At 46.4% G+C, this 22,471-nt stretch carries 21 protein-coding genes; 16 read left to right on the top strand and 5 right to left on the bottom strand.

All coding sequences use genetic code 11. The annotated features are described in order from the left end of the window. Positions 1-83: 83 nt before the first annotated feature. The 3 genes from MUY27_RS05540 (at position 84) to MUY27_RS05530 (ending at position 2,122) form a co-directional block, all read left to right on the top strand. Positions 84-887 carry an N-acetylmuramoyl-L-alanine amidase family protein gene (locus MUY27_RS05540; protein ID WP_245128990.1) on the top strand — a complete coding sequence of 268 codons (804 nt, stop codon included), beginning with the start codon at positions 84-86 and terminating at the stop codon, positions 885-887. Between the two features lie 123 nt (positions 888-1,010). After that, on the top strand, positions 1,011-1,646 hold the full coding sequence (locus tag MUY27_RS05535) for a peroxiredoxin (protein ID WP_245128989.1): 636 nt from the start codon (positions 1,011-1,013) through the stop codon (positions 1,644-1,646). Between the two features lie 62 nt (positions 1,647-1,708). Beyond that, positions 1,709-2,122 (top strand): EamA family transporter, encoded by a 414-nt coding sequence (locus MUY27_RS05530; protein ID WP_245129314.1) that lies wholly within the window; start codon positions 1,709-1,711, stop codon positions 2,120-2,122. On the opposite strand, the gene MUY27_RS05525 is transcribed toward MUY27_RS05530, so the two are convergent. Next, a complete protein-coding gene (locus MUY27_RS05525; protein WP_245128988.1) occupies positions 2,105-2,383 on the bottom strand; it encodes a hypothetical protein in 279 nt (92 codons plus the stop codon). The genes MUY27_RS05530 and MUY27_RS05525 overlap by 18 nt on opposite strands. A 1,151-nt stretch (positions 2,384-3,534) precedes the next feature. Here MUY27_RS05525 and MUY27_RS05520 point away from each other — a divergent pair. Genes MUY27_RS05520 through MUY27_RS05500 form a run of 5 tightly spaced genes read left to right on the top strand, consistent with a single transcriptional unit; the run spans position 3,535 to position 6,142 of the window. Next, positions 3,535-4,131, top strand: coding sequence for a hypothetical protein (locus tag MUY27_RS05520; RefSeq protein WP_245128987.1), 597 nt, complete (start codon positions 3,535-3,537; stop codon positions 4,129-4,131). Further along, on the top strand, positions 4,112-4,414 hold the full coding sequence (locus tag MUY27_RS05515) for a winged helix-turn-helix domain-containing protein (protein WP_245128986.1): 303 nt from the start codon (positions 4,112-4,114) through the stop codon (positions 4,412-4,414). The genes MUY27_RS05520 and MUY27_RS05515 overlap by 20 nt, the downstream gene beginning before the upstream one ends. A gap of 52 nt (positions 4,415-4,466) precedes the next feature. Then, complete coding sequence (locus tag MUY27_RS05510; RefSeq protein WP_245128985.1) at positions 4,467-4,976, top strand: hypothetical protein; 510 nt, start codon at positions 4,467-4,469, stop codon at positions 4,974-4,976. Continuing rightward, entirely contained in the window at positions 4,973-5,374 is a 402-nt protein-coding gene (locus MUY27_RS05505; protein ID WP_245128984.1) for a ribosomal maturation YjgA family protein, read from the top strand. The genes MUY27_RS05510 and MUY27_RS05505 overlap by 4 nt, the downstream gene beginning before the upstream one ends. A 12-nt stretch (positions 5,375-5,386) precedes the next feature. Next, the gene (locus tag MUY27_RS05500) at positions 5,387-6,142 is read left to right on the top strand and encodes an oxygenase MpaB family protein (RefSeq protein ID WP_245128983.1); all 756 of its coding nucleotides are present in this window, start codon (positions 5,387-5,389) and stop codon (positions 6,140-6,142) included. A gap of 8 nt (positions 6,143-6,150) precedes the next feature. Here the strand turns inward: MUY27_RS05500 and MUY27_RS05495 are convergent, their stop codons facing one another. Both MUY27_RS05495 and MUY27_RS05490 read right to left on the bottom strand, forming a co-directional pair. Continuing rightward, a complete protein-coding gene (locus MUY27_RS05495; RefSeq protein WP_245128982.1) occupies positions 6,151-7,347 on the bottom strand; it encodes a chondroitinase-B domain-containing protein in 1,197 nt (398 codons plus the stop codon). A 77-nt stretch (positions 7,348-7,424) separates the two neighbouring features. Next, positions 7,425-8,621, bottom strand: a complete 1,197-nt coding sequence (locus MUY27_RS05490; RefSeq protein ID WP_245128981.1) for a cation:proton antiporter — start codon at positions 8,619-8,621, stop codon at positions 7,425-7,427. A gap of 150 nt (positions 8,622-8,771) precedes the next feature. Between MUY27_RS05490 and MUY27_RS05485 the strand changes: the two genes are divergently transcribed. The 4 genes from MUY27_RS05485 (at position 8,772) to queD (ending at position 13,871) form a co-directional block, all read left to right on the top strand. Next, positions 8,772-9,320 (top strand): hypothetical protein, encoded by a 549-nt coding sequence (locus MUY27_RS05485; RefSeq protein ID WP_245128980.1) that lies wholly within the window; start codon positions 8,772-8,774, stop codon positions 9,318-9,320. A gap of 99 nt (positions 9,321-9,419) precedes the next feature. Beyond that, the gene (locus MUY27_RS05480) at positions 9,420-12,347 is read left to right on the top strand and encodes an FAD-binding and (Fe-S)-binding domain-containing protein (protein ID WP_245128979.1); all 2,928 of its coding nucleotides are present in this window, start codon (positions 9,420-9,422) and stop codon (positions 12,345-12,347) included. 615 nt (positions 12,348-12,962) lie between these two features. Next, positions 12,963-13,412: a nuclear transport factor 2 family protein gene (locus MUY27_RS05475; RefSeq protein WP_245128978.1), complete on the top strand. Its 450-nt coding sequence runs from the start codon at positions 12,963-12,965 to the stop codon at positions 13,410-13,412. Between the two features lie 102 nt (positions 13,413-13,514). Then, positions 13,515-13,871, top strand: a complete 357-nt coding sequence (gene queD, locus MUY27_RS05470) for a 6-carboxytetrahydropterin synthase QueD (RefSeq protein ID WP_245128977.1) — start codon at positions 13,515-13,517, stop codon at positions 13,869-13,871. Here queD and MUY27_RS05465 read toward each other — a convergent pair whose 3' ends face one another. Then, the gene (locus MUY27_RS05465; RefSeq protein WP_245128976.1) at positions 13,872-14,285 is read right to left on the bottom strand and encodes a DUF779 domain-containing protein; all 414 of its coding nucleotides are present in this window, start codon (positions 14,283-14,285) and stop codon (positions 13,872-13,874) included. A 60-nt stretch (positions 14,286-14,345) separates the two neighbouring features. Then, a complete protein-coding gene (locus MUY27_RS05460) occupies positions 14,346-15,866 on the bottom strand; it encodes an aldehyde dehydrogenase family protein (protein WP_274709920.1) in 1,521 nt (506 codons plus the stop codon). Positions 15,867-16,054: 188 nt separating this feature from the next. On the opposite strand from MUY27_RS05460, the gene MUY27_RS05455 reads away from it, so the two are divergent. From MUY27_RS05455 to MUY27_RS05440, 4 genes are all read left to right on the top strand, one after another. Further along, a complete protein-coding gene (locus MUY27_RS05455; protein WP_245128975.1) occupies positions 16,055-16,972 on the top strand; it encodes an AraC family transcriptional regulator in 918 nt (305 codons plus the stop codon). 127 nt (positions 16,973-17,099) lie between these two features. Further along, the gene (locus MUY27_RS05450; RefSeq protein WP_245128974.1) at positions 17,100-17,705 is read left to right on the top strand and encodes an RNA polymerase sigma factor; all 606 of its coding nucleotides are present in this window, start codon (positions 17,100-17,102) and stop codon (positions 17,703-17,705) included. A gap of 66 nt (positions 17,706-17,771) precedes the next feature. Continuing rightward, positions 17,772-18,734 carry a FecR family protein gene (locus MUY27_RS05445; protein WP_245128973.1) on the top strand — a complete coding sequence of 321 codons (963 nt, stop codon included), beginning with the start codon at positions 17,772-17,774 and terminating at the stop codon, positions 18,732-18,734. 106 nt (positions 18,735-18,840) lie between these two features. Then, entirely contained in the window at positions 18,841-22,458 is a 3,618-nt protein-coding gene (locus MUY27_RS05440; RefSeq protein ID WP_245128972.1) for a SusC/RagA family TonB-linked outer membrane protein, read from the top strand. The last annotated feature ends 13 nt before the right edge of the window (positions 22,459-22,471 follow it).

Here is a 22,471-nt window from a genome sequence, read left to right as displayed (position 1 = left end):
TGGGAGTTGCTTGTGACGGTAATTATGCTGTAAATCGCTTTGTTAACTAATTTTTTATGCCATTTTTGTACAACTATTAAGAAATGACGGAAAGTAAAAAACGCTTATATCCTTTAACCTTTATACTTCTTTTTCTTGGTGTTTTACTGAGTGCGTTTAAGCCCCGAACCGATACCACCCAATATCGTTTTAACACGATTGTGATAGATGCCGGGCATGGCGGTAAAGATCCCGGTGCGCATGGTGCATTTTCTGTTGAAAAGAACGTGGCCTTATCCATCGCTTTAAAACTGGAGAAAGCCATTAACGATCAGATGCCGGAGATGCGTACCATCATGACGCGCAAGACAGACGTTTTCATCCCGTTGAATGAACGCGCCCATATTGCCAATAGCAACCGTGGGCAACTGTATATTTCTATTCACTGTAATTCATCGCCTTATGCTCATGGGAAAGATAAAGGCGTATTGTTGCTGGTTTACGGTTTCCATCGTAGCGGCGAGCAGCGCGAGGCCATCCGCGAGAATGCTTCTATTTTTATTGAGAAGGATTACAAAACCAAGTACAGCGATTACGATCCTACTTCGCCTGCGGCAGCCATTATTCTGAATAATTACATGCTGAAGTACCGCAAACAAAGTATCCTGTTCGGTACGCTGGTGAATGACGAGTTGAAGGAGAATGACAACCGCCATAGCCTGGGGGTAAAAGAGCAGGGGGTACTGGTACTGGCGCACAGCGCTATGCCTGCCGTTTTGGTGGAAACCGGGTTTATTAATAATGTAGACGAGGAGGGATACTTGAATTCAGCCGAGGGGCAGAATGCCATTGTGCAGTCTATTGTGCGGGCGTTGAAGGAATACCGGGGGCGTTTGAACGGCAATTAAAGGAGTTTAATCCGCGCGTCATATCCTTGAAATAATTCTACTGATTTTGTAGACTTTTTGATCGCTTATTTTATATTTGCTGGCGAACATCAACCCGATTACCATCAACTAAATAATAAAGTTATGAGTTTACGATTAGGCGATAAAGCGCCAAACTTTAAAGCGCAAACCTCTGAAGGGGAAATAGATTTTTACGAATTTTTAGGCGATAGCTGGGGCGTATTATTCTCGCACCCTGCCGATTATACACCGGTTTGTACCACCGAGCTTGGCCGTACAGCTTCGCTGAAAGAAGAGTTTGACAAGCGCAATGTAAAGGTGGCGGCGTTGAGTGTTGATTCGGTAGAATCGCACAAAGGCTGGATCAAGGACATTAACGAAACGCAAAACGTAGAAGTTAATTTCCCGATCATTGCCGATGAAAACCGCGAAATTGCCGAAGCTTATGACATGATCCACCCGAATGCTTCGCTTACCGCAACAGTACGTTCATTGTTCATCATCGCGCCGGATAAAACTATTAAACTGATTATTACTTACCCGGCGTCTACCGGCCGTAATTTCCAGGAAATCCTGCGCGTGATCGACTCTTTGCAATTAACCGCCAACTACAGCGTAGCTACTCCGGCCGACTGGAAAGAAGGCGAAAACGTAGTGATTGTACCAAGTATTAAGAATGAGGAAATACCTGCGAAGTTCCCTAAAGGCCACATCGAGGTAAAGCCATACCTGCGCTTGACCCCGCAGCCAAACAAGTAATTTTCAGGAACAATATTTATAAGCCCATGCAGCGTTGTATGGGCTTTTTTGTATTTTACATCATGTGGTGGATCTATGCCTTGCTTTCGGCGCTGTTTGCTGCGCTGACGGCAATATTTGCTAAAATTGGAATTAAGGGTGTCAACTCAGACCTGGCTACGGCTATCCGTACGGTTGTGATCCTGATCACCGCCTGGGCGATAGTGATTTTTAAAAACCAGGCCAGTGAAATTGCCACACTCACCAAAACCAACTGGACGTTTATTATCCTTTCCGGACTGGCAACCGGGCTGTCATGGATATTTTATTTCAGGGCCTTGCAGTTAGGCGAGGTTTCGCAGGTGGCCCCGGTGGATAAACTGAGCGTTGCACTGGCCATTGCCTTGTCCGTCATTTTCCTGGGTGAACCGCTGACCTGGAAAAACGCTATCGGGGCAGTGCTTATCATCAGCGGAACTTTAGTCCTGATCTTTTAACAATTCAGTATCATCCCGCCTGCCGTCGTGCGGTAGCAACTCTAATTGGTCGGCAATCAGGTGCAGCACTTCTTCGTCCAATTTGCCCGGGTTCTTGCATACGTGCAAAAATTGGTGTGCATCGGGCTGAAAGCTGGCAATAAAATCGCCGTTATTGTACACTTCGAATTTACAATGTTCGCCTTCCTGGTGCAGGTAGTCTGCCACCTGGAAGCGCATGATCTCTTTATCCCTTACAACGGTTATTTCGAATCTTTCCATAACTGTTTTTATAATTCAATAATAGGGTGTTTTGTTTGGACACTCTTGCGCGCGTTTATAACGCGTGCAAAAAAGCAGCGACGATTTAATCGTCAACTTATAATTACGCACGCATTTCAAATGCGCGCGATAGGACAATGACAAATGACTAATAACTAATGACTATTGATGTCACTTGCGCGCGTTTGTAACGCGTGCAAAAAAGCAGCGACGATTCAATCGTCAACTTGTAATTACGCACGCATTTCAAATTCGCGCGATACGGGCACACTTTGTTTGTTGACTAATGATTAATGACCAATGACCCAATGATCAATGACTAATAACGAAAGCCTGCCTGGCTGGCAAAAACCAGTTCGCCACGTCTGCCGCATTCACCGTGTTTACCACATTCGCCACATTTACCGCCCCGGCCATAGGTTTGCTAACTTTTAAGTTAGGTTTACCGCCATTATTTTGACAGTTTTTTAAAGAAACTAGCAAATTTGCGGTCGGCCGTAATGCACGTACATACGCCAGACGATTCAAAAGTCAGTAAAAGTTACGCACGTATTTCAAATGCGCGAGATAATTTACTGGTTAAAGGTATCCTCCCCTTTGGGGAGGGTTAGGGAGGGGTTTCTAACAGACCCGGAAAAACAACCCTTCGACAAGCTCAGGGTGACAAATTATAGAAATATTATCCACCTTGTCATGCTGAGCTTGTCGAAGCATCTCTGTTTTACTGAAAGTTAAAAGCCTCTAATCAAATACTCGCGCGCGTTTGTAACGCGTGCAAACAAAGCCAAGGCGATTTAATTGCCTATTGATAATTACGCGCACATTTCAAATTCGCTATAATTAGAGACTTTCTCCCCTTTGGGGAGGGTTAGGGAGGGGTTTCTAACAGACCCGGAAAAACAACCCTTCGACAAGCTCAGGGTGACAAATTATAGAAATATTATCCACCTTGTCATGCTGAGCTTGTCGAAGCATCTCTGTTTTACTGAAAGTTAAAAGCCTCTAATCAAATACTTGCGCACATTTGTAACGCGTGCAAAAAAAAGCCAAGACCGATTGAATCGTCAGCAAATCATGAGTGAAAATAAAATCTTTCAGTCCATTGTAAAACTTCTTCAAATTATCTTACTTTGTAAATCAAAGTACTTTAAATGGAAAGTAAAGATGTTTATGCCGAACTAAGTTCCATCAAGAATATTATGGAGCGTTCTACCCGTTTTATTTCGTTAAGCGGGCTGGCAGGGGTAATGGCAGGCATTTACGCGTTGGCGGGGGCAGGGGTTGCTTACCAGTTACTGAACAACGGCCCGGCAGATGTGCAGTTGCTGGTTGCAGTGGCGTTAGGGGTGTTAGTAATATCTATGGGTACGGCGATATGGTTAAGCTACCGTAAAGCAAGCAAAAAGGGGCAAAGCATCTGGACCCAAAGCAGCAAGGCCTTACTGTTTGCCGGGATGGTGCCCCTGGTTACCGGCGGCTGCTTTACGCTGATGATATTGAGCCAGGGTAATTATGAATTGATCGCGCCGTGCTGTTTAATTTTCTACGGACTATCTGTAGTTTCGGCAAGTAAGTATACCTTTGGCGACGTTAAATGGCTTGGCATTTTAGAAATCCTGCTCGGCTTAATAGCTACCTTGCTGCCCGGTTACGGATTACTGTTCTGGGCATTGGGTTTCGGGGTGCTGCACATCATATACGGCACCATTATGCACTTTAAATACGACCGTGAAAGTATCGCTCAGTAATTTCGATAAGGCTTTTGAGAACCGCATCAGGCTACAGATCATGAGTGTGCTGGTGGCTAACGAAAGCTACGATTTCAACTCGCTGAAAGAACTGCTGGAAGTGACGGACGGTAACCTGGCCTCGCACCTGAAGGCGCTGGAGAAAGAGGAATATATCACCGTGAATAAGTCTTTCATTGGCCGGAAACCCAATACCAGGTACCAGGCATCCGAAAAAGGGGTAGCTGCATTTAAGAAACATCTGGAAGCATTAGAACAATTAATTAAGCAACAGAAAGGGTAATATTTTTTTAACTATAAACTTTGTATTTCAAAGTACTTTAAAGTATAATAAAATGGAAACTTTAACAGCACAACATTCTTTAGCCGCAATAAGGTGGCGCATCGGTATCGTCATTGCGGGGCTTTTCATCAGTGGGGTAACTGCCTTCCCCTTGCAAAGCGAACTGGAATTGCTCAGTAAGGTAATACCTTCAAACGGTTTATTAGGGGAGTGGCTGCACCGGGTGAACACAGCCCTAACAGAAACGCAGGTAAAATATCCCTTTTTAAATTATGGAACAGACTGGCTGGCTTTTGCACACATCATGTTCGCGGTACTTTTCATTGGCCCCTGGATAGACCCGGTAAAGAATACCTGGGTGACCCGGTTCGGTTTGATCGCCTGTATAGCGATTCTCCCCTTAGCGTTCATTGCAGGCAGCATACGCGGTATCCCGTTCTTCTGGCAACTGATCGATTGTTCTTTTGGTGTATTTTGCTTTATCCCGTTATGGTCTGCCCTTAAACGCACCAATAAACTCATCCAAAAAGAGAATAAACTTTCTTACTACCACGTATCATGACATTCAACAAAAGCTATTTCATTGCAGCCCTGCTGCTGTTTTTTACAGAAGTGTTGATCGCGGCCTATTTTCATGATGCGGTGATCCGGCCGTTTGGCGGCGATCTGCTGGTGGTGATCTTGATCTATTGCAGCCTGAAAAGCGTTTTCAAAGTACCGGTTTTGCCTGCTGCCCTTGGGGTACTGATACTGGCCTTCTTTATGGAGTTTATGCAGTACATGAACATGCTCTGCTGGCTCGGGCTGGAACATAATTCGTTTGCTCGGCTGGTGATGGGCAGCTATTTTGCCTGGGGCGATCTGGTAGCGTACTTCCTGGGTTTTGTTGCAATTCTGGTGATAGAAACCGCAAAAGAGATGCGCCGGGGAGGAAATGATACTAAAACCATTGTTGATTAAGTTTAAAAAGAGATGAGCTATTTTGTGGATAAGGATTCTGTGGTGAGGAAGATCTGGGGCAGTGCAGATACCATTATGTTTATTTTTGCGGGGGCTTCTGCCGAATTCGCCCTGAATAAGTCTGTCGACTGGCTTTACTTTACCGGCAAACTCCCTGCCGATCCGCTTGGGCGATTGTTTTCTACCGTAGCGTACGCCAGGATGATCGTATTTTCTCCATACCAAGATGCCATGCGGGCGATAGACCAGATTACGGCGATACACCAACAGGTGGAGCAGGCCCGGGGAATGAACATACCAGATTGGGCTTACCGCGATGTGTTATTTATGCTGATCGATTATTCGGTGCGTTCATTCGAACTACTGGAGCGTCAGTTAAGCGATAAAGAGAAGGAAGAAGTTTTTAACGTGTTCTATAAGGTGGGAAACCGTATGGGAATACAGGGGTTGCCTGCCGATTACCGGAGATGGTTGCTGATGCGTAAAGAACACCTGCAGGATAACCTGGTGGTAAGCGAATTCACGCGCGACTTGTTCCGCCAATATAAAAAGCATTTAGGCGCAGGGCGGTATATCCTGCTTAAGGAAGTACAAAAGATAGTTTCGCCACCGCAGGTAACCCAGCTTTTAGCATTGGGAAGCCCGGCGATCATCCGGCAAATTATTGCAGCTTACAAAGTGAGCAAGCGATTAAAGCTCGATCACGTTCTGAAACATGCCATCCTGCCTCCGCAATACCTGCAGCAGATCAAAGCTTTGGATAACTAAGCGAATACTTATTGATCGTTCCGTACAATCTCATTTGCTGTCCGTACCATTCTGTTGTCTGAAATCTGATTTTCACTTGGTGGCACATCCTGTATGGTGCGCGAAGGGTAACGTTTGGTATCGAACTTGCCCGTCCAGTCTACACCCTTACTATCGCCGATCAGGATACCTGTTTGCGCATCTTCGATCTGGTTATGTTCAATTTTGCAATTGCTGGCGGCGATGTAAAAACCGGTGGTATTCTTGCCATTGGCCATGCCATACATCAGGCGGATAGGGTTGGCTACCTTTTTAAAACTATTGTATGCGATGGTATGGCCGGTTCCGTTAATGCGTATGCCATTGCCTCCGATGAATTTATTACTGTCAATTATGCAATCGTGTCCGCCGCGCATCACCAGTTCGCCGGTACAATCTTCAAATAGGTTGTTCAGGTAGCGGTTGGCCGAGCTTTTATTGCTGATCACCTCGGGCTCGGCGTCGCAGCGTACAAAATGGTTATCACGTACCGTAGTGAACGCCTGCTGATTGCCGAGCAATACGGGGTCCTGACCTACCTGCACACACTCGCCGCCGTTGAAATTGGCCCAGGTTACTTTAGGTTTGTCTGTAAATTCATTATGGTCGATCAAGGTGCGCTGCGGGACTTCATCTTTCGAAATGCGCACTTGTATTTCCTGGTTATCAATATTCTGCCTGAAACTGCAATGGTCCACGCGGTTACCCTCCCCATTACCACCTACGATGATCAGTGGCATAAATTGCGTTTTGGCGGTATCGTTCTGGCACGCTACATGATGGATGCGGCTATGTTTGGTATTTAGAAGTTCGGCCAGTACGCCATATTCTTTCCCTTGCCGGTAGATGCTTCCTCTCTGAAAACTGATGTTGCTCAGCTCTACGTAATCGCCTTTGATCAGAAACGCGGGTTTACGCACTTCGCCGGTACACACCACTTTGTTTTGGCTTTCACCACGGATGATTATTGGTTTTTGAGCTGTTCCGCTGATGTTCACCTCTACGTACCAGTTGGTGTAGGTGCCATTAGCGATGATGATGGTCGATCCCGGTGTTGCTTTTTCCAAAGCTTTTTCAAAAGTTTCAGGGCTGTTCACTTTAACAACCTGCGCTTCGGCAGCCACTACTCCTGGCAACCCGGCAATAATGAAACAAAAACGGCGTAGTACTTTTCTTAAGCAAGACATGATCAGATATGGTTATAATTTGGTTAAGGGTAAAGCTAAGCAATTACGTTATCAACCTTTAAACCGCATTGTAACAATCATGCCGTTTTAACTGTAGCTGCCGCTGTTAATTTTTTGGCTGCATTCTCGGTTGCAAAAGATGCTACCATACAAGTAACCACAATTAAAAGAATGGTGCCATTCAATACGTTTTCATCTACAATCCCAGCCTTGTAACCCACCAGGATGATGGCCATGGTAGCGGCGGCGTGCGAACTGCTTAAGCCGAACAACAGCCTGCGTTGAAGCGGGGTATAGGCGAATGTTTTTTGTGTGATCCAGGCGGCGAGCCATTTTCCAAGCAGGGCAGTGATGGTAAGGCTGGCGGCGGCAAATAAGGCTGCCGGGCCTTTAAACAAAATACGTAGGTCAACCAGCATCCCTACGCTGATCAGGAAAAACGGAATAAACAACACCGTGCCCGTAAATTGTACACGCTCCATTGCCGTGGCTATGGCGGGTACAAATCGGTTTAAGGTTAGCCCCGCGACAAAAGCGCCGATAATGGGTTCCAAGCCTGCCAGTTGCGAAAGAAGAGCTGCTGCGAAAACTATGCTCAACACAAAAATATATTGCATGCCATCTTCGCCTGCGAACTTTTTAAAGAAGTAGGCCGCAAGTTTGGGGATAACCAGAAACATGATCAATCCGAATACGGCGGCCGAAATAACTAATCTAAGAATGAACGGAAGATTAAACTGCCCGTGCTGAGCCGCCAGAATGGCCGAGAAGATTACCAGCACGGCAGTATCTGTAAGGATGGTTCCGCTCACGGCTACAGAGACTGCTTCGTTACCGGTGACTTGATATTTAGAAACAATAGGGTAGGCCACCAGGGTATGCGTGGCGAACATGCTGGTGGTTAAAATAGTAGCCAGCAGTGGCAAATGCAGCAGATAATAACAAACCGGAAAACCCAGGGCGATGGGGATAGCAAACGTCATTACTCCAAAAAATAAGCCCCGGTTTTTCTTTTGCTGAAATTCTTTCAGGTTCAGCTGTAAGCCGGCAATGAACATAATATATAACAGGCCGATGGTGGCAAGCAAGTCTATAGCAGCATTTTTTTGAAGGAGGTTTAGCCCGTAGGGGCCAATCGCAATCCCCGATAAGATAAAGCCGACAATATCCGGCAAACCCAGCATTCGCACCAGTCGCGGTGCGATTAAGATAATCAGGAGTACCAGCAGGAAAATAGCGACAGGGTTGGACAGAGGTAGTTGTAACGCAGCCATGGGTTGATTGAACCAAAGATACTTTATTGGCCGTACAGTTTTTTTAAATGTTGCGGAGTAATCTGATTTACAGCTAAAAAAGCCATAAATTTTCACCTGATGTAGCGAAGTTAAAACTGGTTGCGTAATGATTATAAACCTTTCAACAATATGAAAAGACCTAATTATAAGAAGGGGCTAGTAGCCGGCATCATGTTCATTGCATTATCATCATGCAAGAAAGATTCAACCGTTGATCCGGACAAGTTGAACATAACGGCTGATAATCTGACATCGTGCCCATTAGGGTCTACATGCAGTTATTTATTTACGGAAAGTGCAGATTTAGTTGATAATGACAGGAGCGAACTTAAAACAGGTAAATACCGTTTGTTTTGGTTTAAAAATGAAGCGGATGGTTACACATCTACAGTTTTTATAAAAGCACCGATGAAGGGAACAGGCTTTGAGCTGAAAAAAGCAGATTTGCTGGAAGGAAAAGTAGTGGTTGTTAGAAGTTGTTTGGCTTGTTTATTTGGTCCCCAGGCTATTGTGGATGGTTATGTAAAAGGAGTAAATTCCACCCCTGGTAAACCTGCTGATCAGGCTAAGTGGTTGTTGGAAGGCCAGGTTGTACTTCAGCTACAAGGAGGCAGTAACAATCAAAAATACACGATAAACTTTAAACAGGTGTTTAGCGCCAATTTTGTGTCAAATTAATAGCCGAAGCAAGAGCATTCTTACATTGATCTTTATTGCTACAAAGTATTTACGTGATAAGGTTTCAAATCAGAATAAAAAGATGAAGATTTGCACTTTATGCAACATTTATCTGATCAGTTAAACACAATCGCGGGCAGCTTCACCGGCGAATTGTATTTCGATAATTCTGTACTACATCAAACGCAGTTAATGGCTTATTCTACGGATGCTTCGGTATACCAGGAGAAGCCCTTAGCCGTGGCACTGCCCAAAAACGTTGCGGATATTCAGCTGCTGGTAAAGGTGGCTGCCGAATGCGGGCTCACCCTGATCCCCCGCGCCGCAGGTACTTCGCTGGCCGGGCAGGTTGTTGGCAATGGTATTGTGGTAGATATTTCTAAATATTTTAACCAGGTTATCGAAGTTAACCCAACAAAAAAATGGGTACGTGTGCAGCCGGGTGTCATCCGCGATGACCTGAACCACTACCTGAAACCGCATGGGCTAATGTTCGGCCCTGAAACTTCTACCGCCAGTCGCGCCATGATCGGCGGAATGGTAGGAAACAATTCCTGCGGGTTGCATAGCATTGTATGGGGCGCTGTGCGCGACCATCTGATCGAGGCAAAAGTGATTCTAAGTGACGGCTCCGAAGCGATATTCAAAACAAAAGTAAGCCTTGATGAATCATCTGAAAATCTGCTTGAGCATAAGATATACCGCGAACTATCCAAATTGCTTTCTGATAAACATAATCAGGAGCTGATCAGGCAGCGGTATCCGAAAAGTACCGTGACCCGCCGTAATACAGGTTATGCGCTGGATAGCCTGTTAGAAATGGCGCCTTTTGCCGATGGTGGCGCGTCGTTCAACCTTTGCAGTCTGCTGGCAGGGTCAGAGGGTACGCTTGCATTTGTTACGGAAGTTAAAATCGGCTTGCTGGATCTGCCACCTACGGAAACGGCGTTGATCTGTATCCACTGTAATTCCATCCAAGATTCGCTTACGGCAAACATGGTTGCTCTGAAGCATAAACCCTTGGCTTCTGAGCTGGTGGATAAGTTCATTATGGATTTTACCATTAATCACCCGGAGTATCATAAAAACAGGTTCTTTATTGAAGGTGATCCCGCTGCTATCCTGATGGTGGAGTTTATGGAGCCAACCCGCGAAGCGGTAACGGCCAGGTGCGAGGCTTTGATCAGCGACTTACAAGCAGCCGGAACCGGTTATGCCTATCCTATACTTTATAACCAGGATACCAAATACGGATGGGAAGTGCGTAAGGCTGGTTTAGGGCTTCTACGCAATATCAGCGGCGAAAAGCAGCCTGTAAACCTGATAGAAGATTGCGCGGTTGCGCCGGAAGACCTGCCAGCTTATATCAGCGATTTGCAGGAACTCCTGGCCCGCCATCAGGTGCAGGCTTCTTATTACGCTCACGCCGGTGCAGGCGAGCTACACGTAGAACCTATTCTGGACCTGAAAAGCGAGGAAGGTATCCGTTTGTTCCGTACCATTCTGGAAGAAACGGTAGAACTGATCAGAAAATACAACGGTTCTTTATCAGGCGAGCATGGCGATGGCAGGCTGCGTGGCGAGTTTATCCCAAGTTTGCTGGGCGAAGAAGTTTACGATTTGCTGAAACAGGTAAAGCACATCTTCGATCCAAAACAGATCTTCAACGCAGGTAAAATAACCAATACCCCCAAGTTGGAAGCTAACCTTCGGCATAAGGTGGGTAATCCTCCTGCACAACGAAAAACCGTTTTTGATTTCTCGGGTAACGGTGGCATTTTAAAACTGGCAGAAAAATGTTCGGGTAGCGGCGATTGCCGGAAGAGCGAAATAACCGGGGGCGTAATGTGCCCCAGCTATATGGCCACCCGCCGCGAAAAAGATACCACCCGCGCCAGGGCGAATGTATTGCGCCAGTTCCTGAGCAATGAACAGGATGAGCAGCCTTTCGATCACCACGAGATTAAAGAGGTGATGGATTTATGCCTGAGCTGTAAAGGCTGTAAAGCAGAGTGTCCTTCGAGCGTGGACGTTGCCAAAATGAAAGCAGAGTTTTTGCAGCATTATTATGATAGAAACGGCGTTCCGTTCAGAAGTAAATTAATCGGCGATTTTACCCGGCAGATGGAGCTGGCTTCTAAACTTCCATGGGGCTTTAACCTCATCTATAGCACGCCGTTCCTGCGCCGCATGGCTAATAATATCGTTGGCTTTCACCCTGATCGTACCATACCAAAGGTAAGCGCGGTTACGCTGCGCAACTGGGACAAAAAACGTACGAAAACAACAACAGGCCGTAAAGTTTATTTATTCTGCGACGAGTTTACCAATTACAACGATACCGAAATTGGTAAAAAAGCAGTACAGTTGCTGGAAGCGCTCGGCTACCAGGTAGTTATACCGGAACATGTGGAAAGCGGACGAACCTGGTTGTCAAAAGGGCTGGTGAAAAAGGCAGCAGAAATAGCCAACAAGAATATCAGTATGCTGGCAGATGTGGTGACTGCCGATGCGCCGCTGATAGGGGTAGAGCCGTCCGCCATACTGACCTTTAGGGATGAATATGTAGACCTGGCCGAAAATCATAACCTGGAGAAAGCCCTAAAACTTTCGCAGAACGTGTTTACGATTGAAGAGTTTTTAAGTCGCGAAGCCAGCCGGGGGATGATAGACGCTAAGCGCTTTACGCCTGCTCATAAAGAAGTAGTGATCCACGGGCATTGTTTCCAGAAAGCATTATCTACACAAAAGAGTATTGCAGATGCGTTGAGCATCCCCGCAAATTATCAAACCAAGCTGATCCCTTCCGGATGTTGCGGTATGGCCGGTTCTTTTGGGTACGAGAAAGAACATTACGATGTATCGCAGCAAATAGGCGAGTTGGTTTTATTTCCAACCGTGCGTAAGTTGAGTAATGAAACCATTATTGCCGCTTCGGGCACCTCGTGCCGCCACCAGATTAAAGACGGGACAGCAAAACTTGCGCAGCACCCGGTAGAGATTTTGTGGGAAGCGCTGATAAAGTAGTTTCTATAGCGCGCGTTTATAACGCGTGCTGCGGTAAATTAACGATTTAATCGTTGCCATATAACCGCACTCGGTGCAAACGAGCGCGAGTGTTGAACAGAAAACTATAGTGACTAACGGAACGTCGGCGCTTTTAGATGTCGCATCCAGCGCAGGACCTCTCCCTGGCCCTCTCCGAAGGAGAGGGAATTAAGTTCCCTTTTTTATAGCGCGCGTTTATAACGCGTGCTGCGGTAAATTAACGATTTAATCGTTACCATATAACCACATTCGGTGCAAACGAGCGCGAGTGTTGAACAGAAAACTATAGTGACAAACGGAACGTCGGCGCTTTTAGATGTCGCATCCAGCGCAGGACCTCTCCCTAGCCCTCTCCAAGAGGAGAGGGGACAAAAAGTCCTGTTCGGTAGTACCTGGTCGGGGTTAAATTGCGGTACTGCAAAATGTTTTTATGGCACTTGCTTTTAACCATCGCGAGTGTTAGAGAGTGAGCTGCTAAGCCCATCTCTTTCGGAGAGGGGTTGGGGAGAGGCAAAACATTCATTTTACTTATTTTTCTCACCATCGCAATAAAACTTATAACTTGGCTTCTACCATAATAGAAACCAATTATCTATGAAACATAAACTGAAAGCAGTACTTCTTATTACCCTTTTAGCCATGATTAGCATCGGAACCAGCCCAGTTAAAGCACAAAGCAAATCGGTAAACCAGGTTGCCGAGGCGGTAGAAAAACTACGTAAAGCAATGGTTGATCCGGATGCGAAAGTGCTGGACGAATTAGTATCCGACAGTCTCAGCTATGGCCATTCATCCGGTGTGGTACAAACTAAAGCTCAGTTTATAGAAAGCCTCACCAGCGGGTCTTCAGATTTTGTTTCAATCGACCTGACCGACCAAACTATCCGTGTGGTTGGTTCTACTGCGGTTGTAAGGCATATCCTTTCTGCCGCCACCAATGATAAAGGGAAGGGGCCGGGTAATGTAAAGATCGGTATCCTGCTGGTGTGGGTGAAAACCAAAGGCGAATGGAAGCTGCTGGCCCGTCAGGCGGTTAAAGTATAGTCTATTGCATTTAATCAGAATGTGATCTGCGTCATGGTACGGGGATTTTGAAATCTGCTCTTTTGCGCTTTCAATAATTATCCGCGCTATAACAGATTATTCATGATTATTTACAAGCAATTCACTTTTGATGCAGCACATGCTTTACCTAACGTTCCCGAAGGCCATAAATGCCGTCAATTGCATGGGCATACCTATCACTTAACCGTTTTTTTGCAAGGTAGTGTACTGGGAAAAGAAGGATGGATTATAGATTTTGGGGACGTAAAGAGCCGGATTAAGCCCGTTATCGATCAGCTCGACCACGCTTTGCTAAACCAGATACCCGGGCTTGAAAATCCGACGGCTGAATTACTTGCAGTTTGGCTGTGGAATAAAATAAAGCCCCAACTTCCGCAACTCTGCAAGATCGAGCTAAAGGAAACTCCAACCTCCGGGGTAATCTATGAAGGTGATTAGTCAGCTAACTTTACCCGTTACAGCTTTTTGCAGCAGATATTCTTCGCCATTTAACACGGGCGTAAGGGAATTTAGTTCTTCTGCGGTGAACAGGCGCGAATGGATGATAAACCGTATGCCGAGCGGTATTTCCAGTGAAAAGCTGGAGCCGCGGCCCGGTGTAACATCCAGCAGCAATTGGGTGTGTTGCCAGTACTCGAACTGGTCGGCGCTCATAAAAAAGGGGCAGCCGCAGGCATCGCCCAGGTAAACGTCATTCGCACCTACTTTAAATTCGCCGTTTTCGAAGCACATCGGTTGCGAGCCATCGCAGCACCCCCCGCTCTGATGGAACATCAGTTCGCCGTGAACATGCTTTAGTTGTTCAATCATTTGGTCGGCTGCAACGGTTGTTAAAATACGGGAAACAAGCATGGTTGTTTTCAATTAACAGCACTGCAGCAGTTACGCCGCAATGCTGTCGGTTATGGTTTGCTAAAAGAAGCCTAAACTGTTTTTGTCATAAGAAATAAGCATGTTTTTATTTTGGCGGTAATGGTTAAGCATCATCTTGTGCGTTTCCCTGCCAAAGCCCGATTTTTTATAACCGCCGAAAGGTGCGTGTGCCGGGTAAGCATGGTAACAGTTTACCCAAACGCGGCCGGCCTGTATAGCGCGTGGCAGGCGGTATAGCTCGTGTGCGTCGCGCGTCCATACACCTGCGCCAAGTCCGTACAGCGAATCATTGGCAATTTCAATCGCTTCTTCTGCGGTTTTAAAAGTGGTAACGCAAACAACCGGGCCAAATATCTCTTCCTGGAAAACACGCATTTTATTGTTCCCTTTCAGGATGGTCGGTTGGATGTAGTAACCTTCAGACAGGCCATCAATATATTTAGATGCCCCGCCCGTAAGCACTTCGGCACCTTCTTCTTTACCGATCTGTATGTAAGCCAGTATTTTTTCGTACTGATCTTTAGAGGCCTGTGCGCCCATCATGGTATCCGGGTCGAGCGGGTGCCCCATTTTGATACTCTCTACACGCTTGATTACCCGTTTAATGAATGCGTCGTAAATAGATTCGTGTACCAGCATGCGCGACGGACAGGTGCATACCTCGCCCTGGTTTAATGCAAACATGGCTGCGCCTTCCAGGCATTTATCAAAGAAGGCATCATCGGCATCCATTACGCTTGGCATAAATATATTCGGCGATTTACCACCTAACTCCATCGTAACCGGGTTTAAATTCTCTGATGCATACTGCATAATCAGGCGGCCGGTAGTAGTTTCGCCTGTAAAAGCTACTTTATTTACCCTGGGCGAGCTGGCCAGCGGTTTGCCCGCTTCTGGCCCGAAGCCGGTCACTACGTTAATGATACCTGCCGGAATTACGTCTTTGATTAGGTCCATCAGAATCAGTATCCCTACCGGGGTTTGTTCGGCTGGTTTTACCACTACGGTACAGCCAGCGGCGATAGCGGGTGCTATTTTCCAGGCGGCCATCAGCAGCGGAAAGTTCCATGGGATGATCTGACCAACCACACCAATCGGTTCGTGCAGGTTTAACGATACGGTATTGTCATCCAGCTCGGTAACAGAGCTTTCCTCGCTGCGGATCACCCCGGCAAAGTAACGGAAATGGTCGATTGCCAGCGGCAGGTCTGCCGCTTTGGTCTCGCGTATCGGTTTGCCATTGTCGATGGTTTCTACGGCAGCCAGGTAGTCGATATTATCTTCCATTACCTGCGCAATTTTCAGCAGTACCTTGCTTCTTTCTGCCGGTGAGGTGTGCGACCAGGTAGCAAATGCTTTATGTGCCGCATCGAGCGCCAGTTCGATATCCTCTTTTCCTGATCGCGGTACCTTAGTGAAAGAATTGCCGTCGATTGGAGAGATGCTTTCAAAATATTCGCCCCTGACCGGCGATTTCCATTCGCCGCCGATGAAATTATCGTAATGATCTTTAAACGATGGGCGCGATACCAGGTTTGTTGCTTCTGCAAGTGTTTCCATAACTTATTTGTTTAAATATTGGTTAGGGTAAAAATAGCGGCGGGGCAGGGTGGTGTTTATGTCTTATCGTATCAGGTTTATGGTATAAAATATCAATTGATACTAACCGTTATAATTCCGGCGATTATTGCTAATTTTATCATAACCAATTATAACGGTGTCTTTTGCCGTTGCACCTGTTTTATTTTATGCCGATAAAGTTCAAGCCGAAACTGCTGCCTTTAAAAAAGGAAGAAGAGTTGAAGACGCTGGTTGAAAACCGGTCTGTCTACGCTTTGCCGCATTGCGAGCTGAATGTTTTTGAAACCCACCAGGCATCAGAGAAAGTTAAGCTGGTATTTAACGATATGGTATTAACCACCATGCTGCGCGGTAAAAAGGTGATGCATTTATTCGGTTCACAGCATTTTGATTATCTGCCGGGCGAATCTGTTATTGTGCCTAACTATGAGGAAATGGTGATCGATTTCCCCGAGGCCGACCGCGATAACCCCACCCAGTGCCTGGCGTTGGCAGTTGACGGTGATATTTTAAAAGATACACTGCAGCTTTTGAATGATAAGTACCCTAAGGCAGAAACCGGCGACAGCTGGAATATAGACCTGTCCTGCTTTCACCTGCAAAATTCGTTAGAAATTACGGCGACGATAGACCGGCTGGTACGGATCAGCACGGAACCGATTGCGGCAAAAGATGTACTGGCAGATTTTACGCTTAAAGAATTGCTGATCCGCCTGATGCAAACACAGGCCCGTCAACTGATCCTGGATAGCTACCACAAGCACACCGGTAACCGGTTCGCCTATGTGGTGCAGTATATTAAAGATCACCTGCACGAAGAGATTACGGTAGATAAACTTAGCAACCTCTGCTGTATGAGCAAGCCTAATTTTTTCAGGTGCTTTAAACGCGAATTTGGCATCAGCCCGGTTGATTTTGTAGTGCAGGAACGTTTGAAACAGGCTAAAACACTGCTCGGTGATGTCAGCATGTCCGTCAGCGAAGCCTGTTATGCTTCGGGTTTTAAGGATCTCAGCTACTTTTTCAAGCTCTTTAAAAGAATAGAAGGCGTTACACCCAATGAATATCGCCGAAGGCTGAATTGAAAGGGCGGTTGTTCATCCGGGCCACTTCAGCCTTTTATGATTTCCGTTGCTAATTAAAATACCGTTTATTTAACCAGAGCTTAAGTTGCCGTAACGTTCGCTTTACACAGGGATCGTAGCTTTGTGCATGCCTCTTGATACTGCTACATCAGAAAATGAGCTGATCTTGAATTTATCGCTGGGGAACCCATCCGCATTCGATCTGCTTTTCGACCGCTACTGGCAATACATGTATGAGGTGGCATTTCAGCGTCTGGGCGATGAAGAGCAGGCGAAAGATGTAGTGCAAAATGTTTTCTCAGATCTGTGGGAAAAACATGCCGGTTTGAAAATTACCACAAGCCTGCAGCCGTACCTTTATGGTGCTGTCAAATTAAAAGTGCTGCAGCATTTCCGGTCTGAAAAGATTAAAAAGCGCGTTTTTGATAACGCGCTGGAACACTTAAACCTGTTGATCAGCGAAAGCGACGAACTTTCGGGCTACTACGAACTGGAAAAGCTGATCAGCACCGAGGTAAAGGAAATGCCCGATAATATGAAGCAGGTATTTCTGTTAAGAAGCCAGCAGTACTCTGTTAAAGAAATAGCCCGCACGTTAAATCTTGCCGAACAAACCGTTGCCAATAACATGACGGAAGCCATGAAGCGCTTGCGGTCGAGGTTAAAGGGGGCCTATGCAGACCGTTACCTGCTTTGCCTGGCTTCGGTATGTACTGCCTTAATGTATAATTAATAAAAGCTTAACGAAAAATAGAAGTAGTAAACGCCCTTCTGTGCAACATAGAAGAAAACAAAAGGCGTGAACCAGGCTGAATTTAAAGCATTAATAGACCGTTATCTTTCGGGGCAGGCATCAGAGGAAGAAAAGCACCTTGTAGATGAATGGTATTCGTCTTTCGCTGCTAAACCTGCAAAGGAAGAGCAGCCAGACACATCAGCGGTTCGCGACGAGATCTACGGCCGGTTAAATCAAAAATGGCATCAGCAAAAACCTGCCGCTCCTGTTATTTCCATTCGCCGCATTTTACCTTACGCTGCGGCAATCACCGGGATTTTGGTGTTGTTCTTTTTCGCCAGGAACAGGGTAAGACGATCAAATAATGCAACCGCAGAAAAGTTCACGGTTTTAAGCTGCGCGGCGGGCGAGGTAAAGAAGATCTATCTTCCGGATGGTTCGTCTGTTTGGCTGAACAGCCGCAGCCGGATGCGCATTAGCGATGATTTCCAGGTAAAAGATTCCAGGAACGTTTTTCTTGACCAGGGCGAAGCTTTTTTTGAGGTGACGAAAAATCCCAGGCGGCCATTCTTCGTCATTACCCCTTCTGTTACCACCCGTGTGCTGGGTACTTCCTTTAATGTAAAGGCCTATAAAGAACTTACTAATGCCGTGGTGACGGTAGCAACCGGTCGCGTGCAGGTAAAAGGCGGATCAAGGATATTGGCTGTGCTTACCCGCGGGCAGCAGGTGAGCTACAACACGCTAACGCAGAAATTCGAGTTAGCCACCGTCGATCCGGAAAGCGCCCACCAATGGATGAATGGTGAGTATACGTTAAACCAGGCCGGGTTTAACGAACTTGCTTTCGCCATTAATAATCTGTACGGGTATAAACTGGTAAGTACAGATCCAGCTTCGAACCATTATAAATACTCTTTACGCCTTAAATCTGCGCGTACGTTAGAGGAGACTATAAAAATCATTTGTTCTGTTCACCAAAACCACTACAGGAGGAGTAAAAATGAGGTAATAATTACCAAATAAAAAGCCGGTCTGCAGCAGATCCGGCCTCAAAGCAAACGGCCCAGTTTGAGCCCTGGCCAATTTGCCCCTAGTTAAATGCTATTTATTTCACTAAGTATTCAAAAATATGAAAAAAAACCTACGTGGCTTTAAACAGACCCTGCGTATTTCATTTCTTATTTGTGCCCTGCTTTTACAGGCAGGTCTGATTTATTCAAAAACGCAAGGACAAAGCATTATAGAAAAACGCCTGAGCGTTTCTTTTAATAACGAAAACCTGCGTACAGCGATAAAAAAGCTGGAGATCACCGCCAATGTCGATTTTGCTTATGACCCTGCCGCCTTGCACCTGCAAACCATCAGGGTTAGAAGTATCCAATTCAGTAATGAGCGTCTGGATGTTATTCTTTCTGCCTTGCTGCAAGGCACGCCTATTGATTTTAAAGAAGAGGTGAAAGGCACCGTAACCCTTTATAAAAAGCCCGTTGCCAGCAAAGCCGAAGGCGGTAAGCTTACCGGTAAGATTGTAGACGAAAAAGGCGAGCCTCTGCCCGGCGCAACCGTGCGATTGGTAGAAACCAACACCGGCGTGCTTACCCAGGCCGACGGTAGTTTTACCATTAATGCCAACCCTGGTACGTATACGGTTATTGTTTCATTTATCTCTTACCAGTCTAAACGGATACCGGCAGTAAAGCTGTCGGCAAATGAGACGGTTTCTTTAGGCAGCATAACCATGGTTGCCGAATCTGGTACGCTTAACGAGGTAGTGGTTGTAGGTTACGGTACGCAAAAGAAAGAGAACCTTACAGGTGCAGTAGACCAGGTTACTTCAAAAGTACTGGAGAACCGTTCTATGCCTAACCTTACCCAGGGTTTGCAGGGAACTATTCCTAACCTTAACCTGGTTCCGCTGGATGGTAAGCCTATTCAATCGGCAACCTACAACATCCGGGGTACAACTTCTATCGGTCAGGGTGGTAACGCATTGGTGCTGATCGATGGTGTGGAGGGCGACCCCAGCCGTATCAACCCGAACGACGTAGCTAGCGTGTCAGTGCTGAAAGATGCAGCATCCGCAGCGATCTATGGTGCGCGCGGCGCTTTTGGTGTGGTACTGATCACGACTAAAAACCCCGCGAAAGAAAAGACAAGCATTACCTATTCATTCAACCAGTCTTTTAAAAAACCAACCGCCGTTCCGGACCTGGTGACCAATGGATACACCTTCGCCAAAATGTTTAACGATGCGTGGACGGCCTGGAATGATTATGCCCAGACGCCGCAGAATATTAACAAGACTGTAAAGTTCTCGCCCGCCTATTTAGCCGAACTGCAAAAACGTAACAGTGACCCCAGCTTGCCTAAAGTGGATGTGAACGGCGCAGGCGAGTATGTATACTACGACAATACCGACTGGTATAAGCTGCTTTACAAAGACCATAACAATGCGCGCGAACATAATATTGCCGTTTCGGGCAATAGCGGCAAGTCAGACTTTTTGATCACCGGTCGTTATTACGGTCAGGATGGCTTGTTTAGTTACAACTCGGATGATTACAGCATCTATAACCTTCGGGCAAAAGGCTCATTACAGGTTTATCCATGGTTGCGTATTTACAACAATGCCGACTATTCCAACATGAAGTACCATAACCCCCTGAACGTGGGCGAAGGCGGCGGTATCTGGCGTAACCTTCAGGACGAAGGCCATACTGTTGCACCACTGTTTAATCCGGATGGCAACCTGAGCTATTCGGCTGCTTATACCGTGGGTGATTTGGTTTATGGTAAGAACGGCATCGATATGAATAACCGGGTGTTCCGTAATACCACCGGTTTCGCTACGCAGTTTTTTGACGATGTGTTCAGGGTGAAAGGTGATTTTACCTTCCAGAACACCGATAACAACCAGGACAGAAGACGCGTACCGGTACCATACAGCCGCAAACCCGGAGTGATAGAGTACGTAGGTACCGCTACTAACGATTTTCAGAACGTTTTCCAGCAGACACAATACGTAGCTACCAACGTATATGGCGAGTTTGAACCAAAATGGAGCAAAGTGCATTACTTCAAAGCGCTGGGTGGTTTTAACTTTGAGCAGTCTACCTTAAAACGTAGCGAAATTGTGCGTAACGGGTTGATCTACCCCGATGCCAACAATATCAACCTGGCCTTGGGGCAATCTATCTCTACTGCCGGTGATTGGGACCGCTGGGATATTATGGGCGGTTTTTACCGTTTAAACTATGCGTTTAAAGACCGTTACCTGGTAGAGGCAGATGGCCGTTACGATGGTTCGTCCAAATTTCCGAGCAACCAGCGCTGGGCCTTCTTCCCATCGGTATCCGCAGGCTGGCGTGTATCTAACGAACCTTTCTGGAAAGTGTCGCCTAAATACATCTCCGATCTGAAGATCAGGGCTTCCTACGGTTCTTTAGGAAACGGTAGTATCGCTTCTTATGCCTTCCAGGAGAAATTTAACATCAGCCAGTCTGGGCGGGTATTAAACGGCGTTCGTCCGCAAACCACCAGTCAGCCCGGTGTACTGCCAGACGGCTTAACGTGGGAAACCGCGCAGGTGCAGAACTTAGGTGTAGATATGGGCCTGCTGGGTGGCAAATTAACCGTTACAGCTGATGGTTATATCCGCAAAACCAAAGATATGTTTACCGTTGGTATGACACTGCCTGCCGTATTTGGTACGGGTGTGCCTAAAGGTAACTATGCCGACTTGAAGACTACCGGCTGGGAAGTAACCGTTGCATGGCGTGATCGCTTTAACCTGTCTTCCAAACCGTTCAACTATGGTTTAAGACTTACCTTGTCTGATTATACTGCCGAAATTACCAAATATAACAATCCGGACAAACGCCTGAGCGATTATTACGTAGGGCAGAAAGTGGGCGAGATATGGGGTTACCAGACTGCCGGTTATTTCACCTCTGCGCAGGATATTGCCAGCTCTCCGAAGCAAACCCTGATCAAGGCTTCTACCAGCGGACAGCTATTGCCGGGAGATATCAAATTTGCTGATCTGGACGGAAACGGCGTGATCGACTACGGAAATAACACGGTTTCTAAACCCGGCGACAGAAAGATCATAGGTAATACTACCCCAAGATATACTTATGGCGTCGGCCTGGATGCAGACTGGAATAATTTCTTCTTCTCTGCCTTTATACAAGGTGTGGGAAAACGCGACTGGTATCCTGGCCCGGAAGCAAGTAACTTCTGGGGACAGTACAACCGTCCGTATAATAAAATCCCGGTTTCAATGCTGGATAAGATCTGGTCGCCAGAAAATCCCGACGCTTACTTCCCGCGTTACCGCGGCTACGTAGCGCAGAATGGTTCTGGTGAGTTGACAGTTAGCCAGACCAAATACATTCAGGATGCTTCTTACATCCGCTTGAAAAATATACAGATTGGTTACCACCTGCCTTTGAGCTGGATCAAGAGAGTGGGTATGGGCGATGCAAGGGTATTTGTATCTGCTGAAAATATCTGGACATCAAGCCCGCTGTTCAAGATCACTAAAGATATTGATCCTGAAAGCATTGGCCGTTCAGACGTGATCCTGAGCCCGCCAAACGCTGGCGACATGAACGCCAACGGCAGTACCAATGCTTTAAGCATGAACCCGCCGGGGCCGGGTATTTCTAACAGCAATAGCAGTGGTAACGCCAATAACTACCCCATCCTTAAAAGCATTACCCTTGGTTTATCGGTAACATTTTAATTAAAACGATTTG

Source organism: Mucilaginibacter straminoryzae (assembly GCF_022953055.1).
GTDB lineage: Bacteria > Bacteroidota > Bacteroidia > Sphingobacteriales > Sphingobacteriaceae > Mucilaginibacter > Mucilaginibacter straminoryzae.
Note: the sequence above shows the minus strand (reverse complement) of the source record. Positions and strands in the feature narration are given on the sequence as shown.

Excerpts from the sequence above, each read along its gene's own strand:
- MUY27_RS05540 (WP_245128990.1), top strand. The coding sequence starts at position 84 with ATGACGGAAAGTAAAAAACGCTTATATCCTTTAACCTTTATACTTCTT.
- MUY27_RS05535 (WP_245128989.1), top strand. The coding sequence starts at position 1,011 with ATGAGTTTACGATTAGGCGATAAAGCGCCAAACTTTAAAGCGCAAACC.
- MUY27_RS05530 (WP_245129314.1), top strand. The coding sequence starts at position 1,709 with ATGTGGTGGATCTATGCCTTGCTTTCGGCGCTGTTTGCTGCGCTGACG.
- MUY27_RS05525 (WP_245128988.1), bottom strand. The coding sequence starts at position 2,383 with ATGGAAAGATTCGAAATAACCGTTGTAAGGGATAAAGAGATCATGCGC.
- MUY27_RS05520 (WP_245128987.1), top strand. The coding sequence starts at position 3,535 with ATGGAAAGTAAAGATGTTTATGCCGAACTAAGTTCCATCAAGAATATT.
- MUY27_RS05510 (WP_245128985.1), top strand. The coding sequence starts at position 4,467 with ATGGAAACTTTAACAGCACAACATTCTTTAGCCGCAATAAGGTGGCGC.
- MUY27_RS05505 (WP_245128984.1), top strand. The coding sequence starts at position 4,973 with ATGACATTCAACAAAAGCTATTTCATTGCAGCCCTGCTGCTGTTTTTT.
- MUY27_RS05500 (WP_245128983.1), top strand. The coding sequence starts at position 5,387 with ATGAGCTATTTTGTGGATAAGGATTCTGTGGTGAGGAAGATCTGGGGC.
- MUY27_RS05495 (WP_245128982.1), bottom strand. The coding sequence starts at position 7,347 with ATGTCTTGCTTAAGAAAAGTACTACGCCGTTTTTGTTTCATTATTGCC.
- MUY27_RS05490 (WP_245128981.1), bottom strand. The coding sequence starts at position 8,621 with ATGGCTGCGTTACAACTACCTCTGTCCAACCCTGTCGCTATTTTCCTG.
- MUY27_RS05485 (WP_245128980.1), top strand. The coding sequence starts at position 8,772 with ATGAAAAGACCTAATTATAAGAAGGGGCTAGTAGCCGGCATCATGTTC.
- MUY27_RS05480 (WP_245128979.1), top strand. The coding sequence starts at position 9,420 with ATGCAACATTTATCTGATCAGTTAAACACAATCGCGGGCAGCTTCACC.
- MUY27_RS05475 (WP_245128978.1), top strand. The coding sequence starts at position 12,963 with ATGAAACATAAACTGAAAGCAGTACTTCTTATTACCCTTTTAGCCATG.
- queD (WP_245128977.1), top strand. The coding sequence starts at position 13,515 with ATGATTATTTACAAGCAATTCACTTTTGATGCAGCACATGCTTTACCT.
- MUY27_RS05465 (WP_245128976.1), bottom strand. The coding sequence starts at position 14,285 with ATGCTTGTTTCCCGTATTTTAACAACCGTTGCAGCCGACCAAATGATT.
- MUY27_RS05460 (WP_274709920.1), bottom strand. The coding sequence starts at position 15,866 with ATGGAAACACTTGCAGAAGCAACAAACCTGGTATCGCGCCCATCGTTT.
- MUY27_RS05455 (WP_245128975.1), top strand. The coding sequence starts at position 16,055 with ATGCCGATAAAGTTCAAGCCGAAACTGCTGCCTTTAAAAAAGGAAGAA.
- MUY27_RS05450 (WP_245128974.1), top strand. The coding sequence starts at position 17,100 with ATGCCTCTTGATACTGCTACATCAGAAAATGAGCTGATCTTGAATTTA.
- MUY27_RS05440 (WP_245128972.1), top strand. The coding sequence starts at position 18,841 with ATGAAAAAAAACCTACGTGGCTTTAAACAGACCCTGCGTATTTCATTT.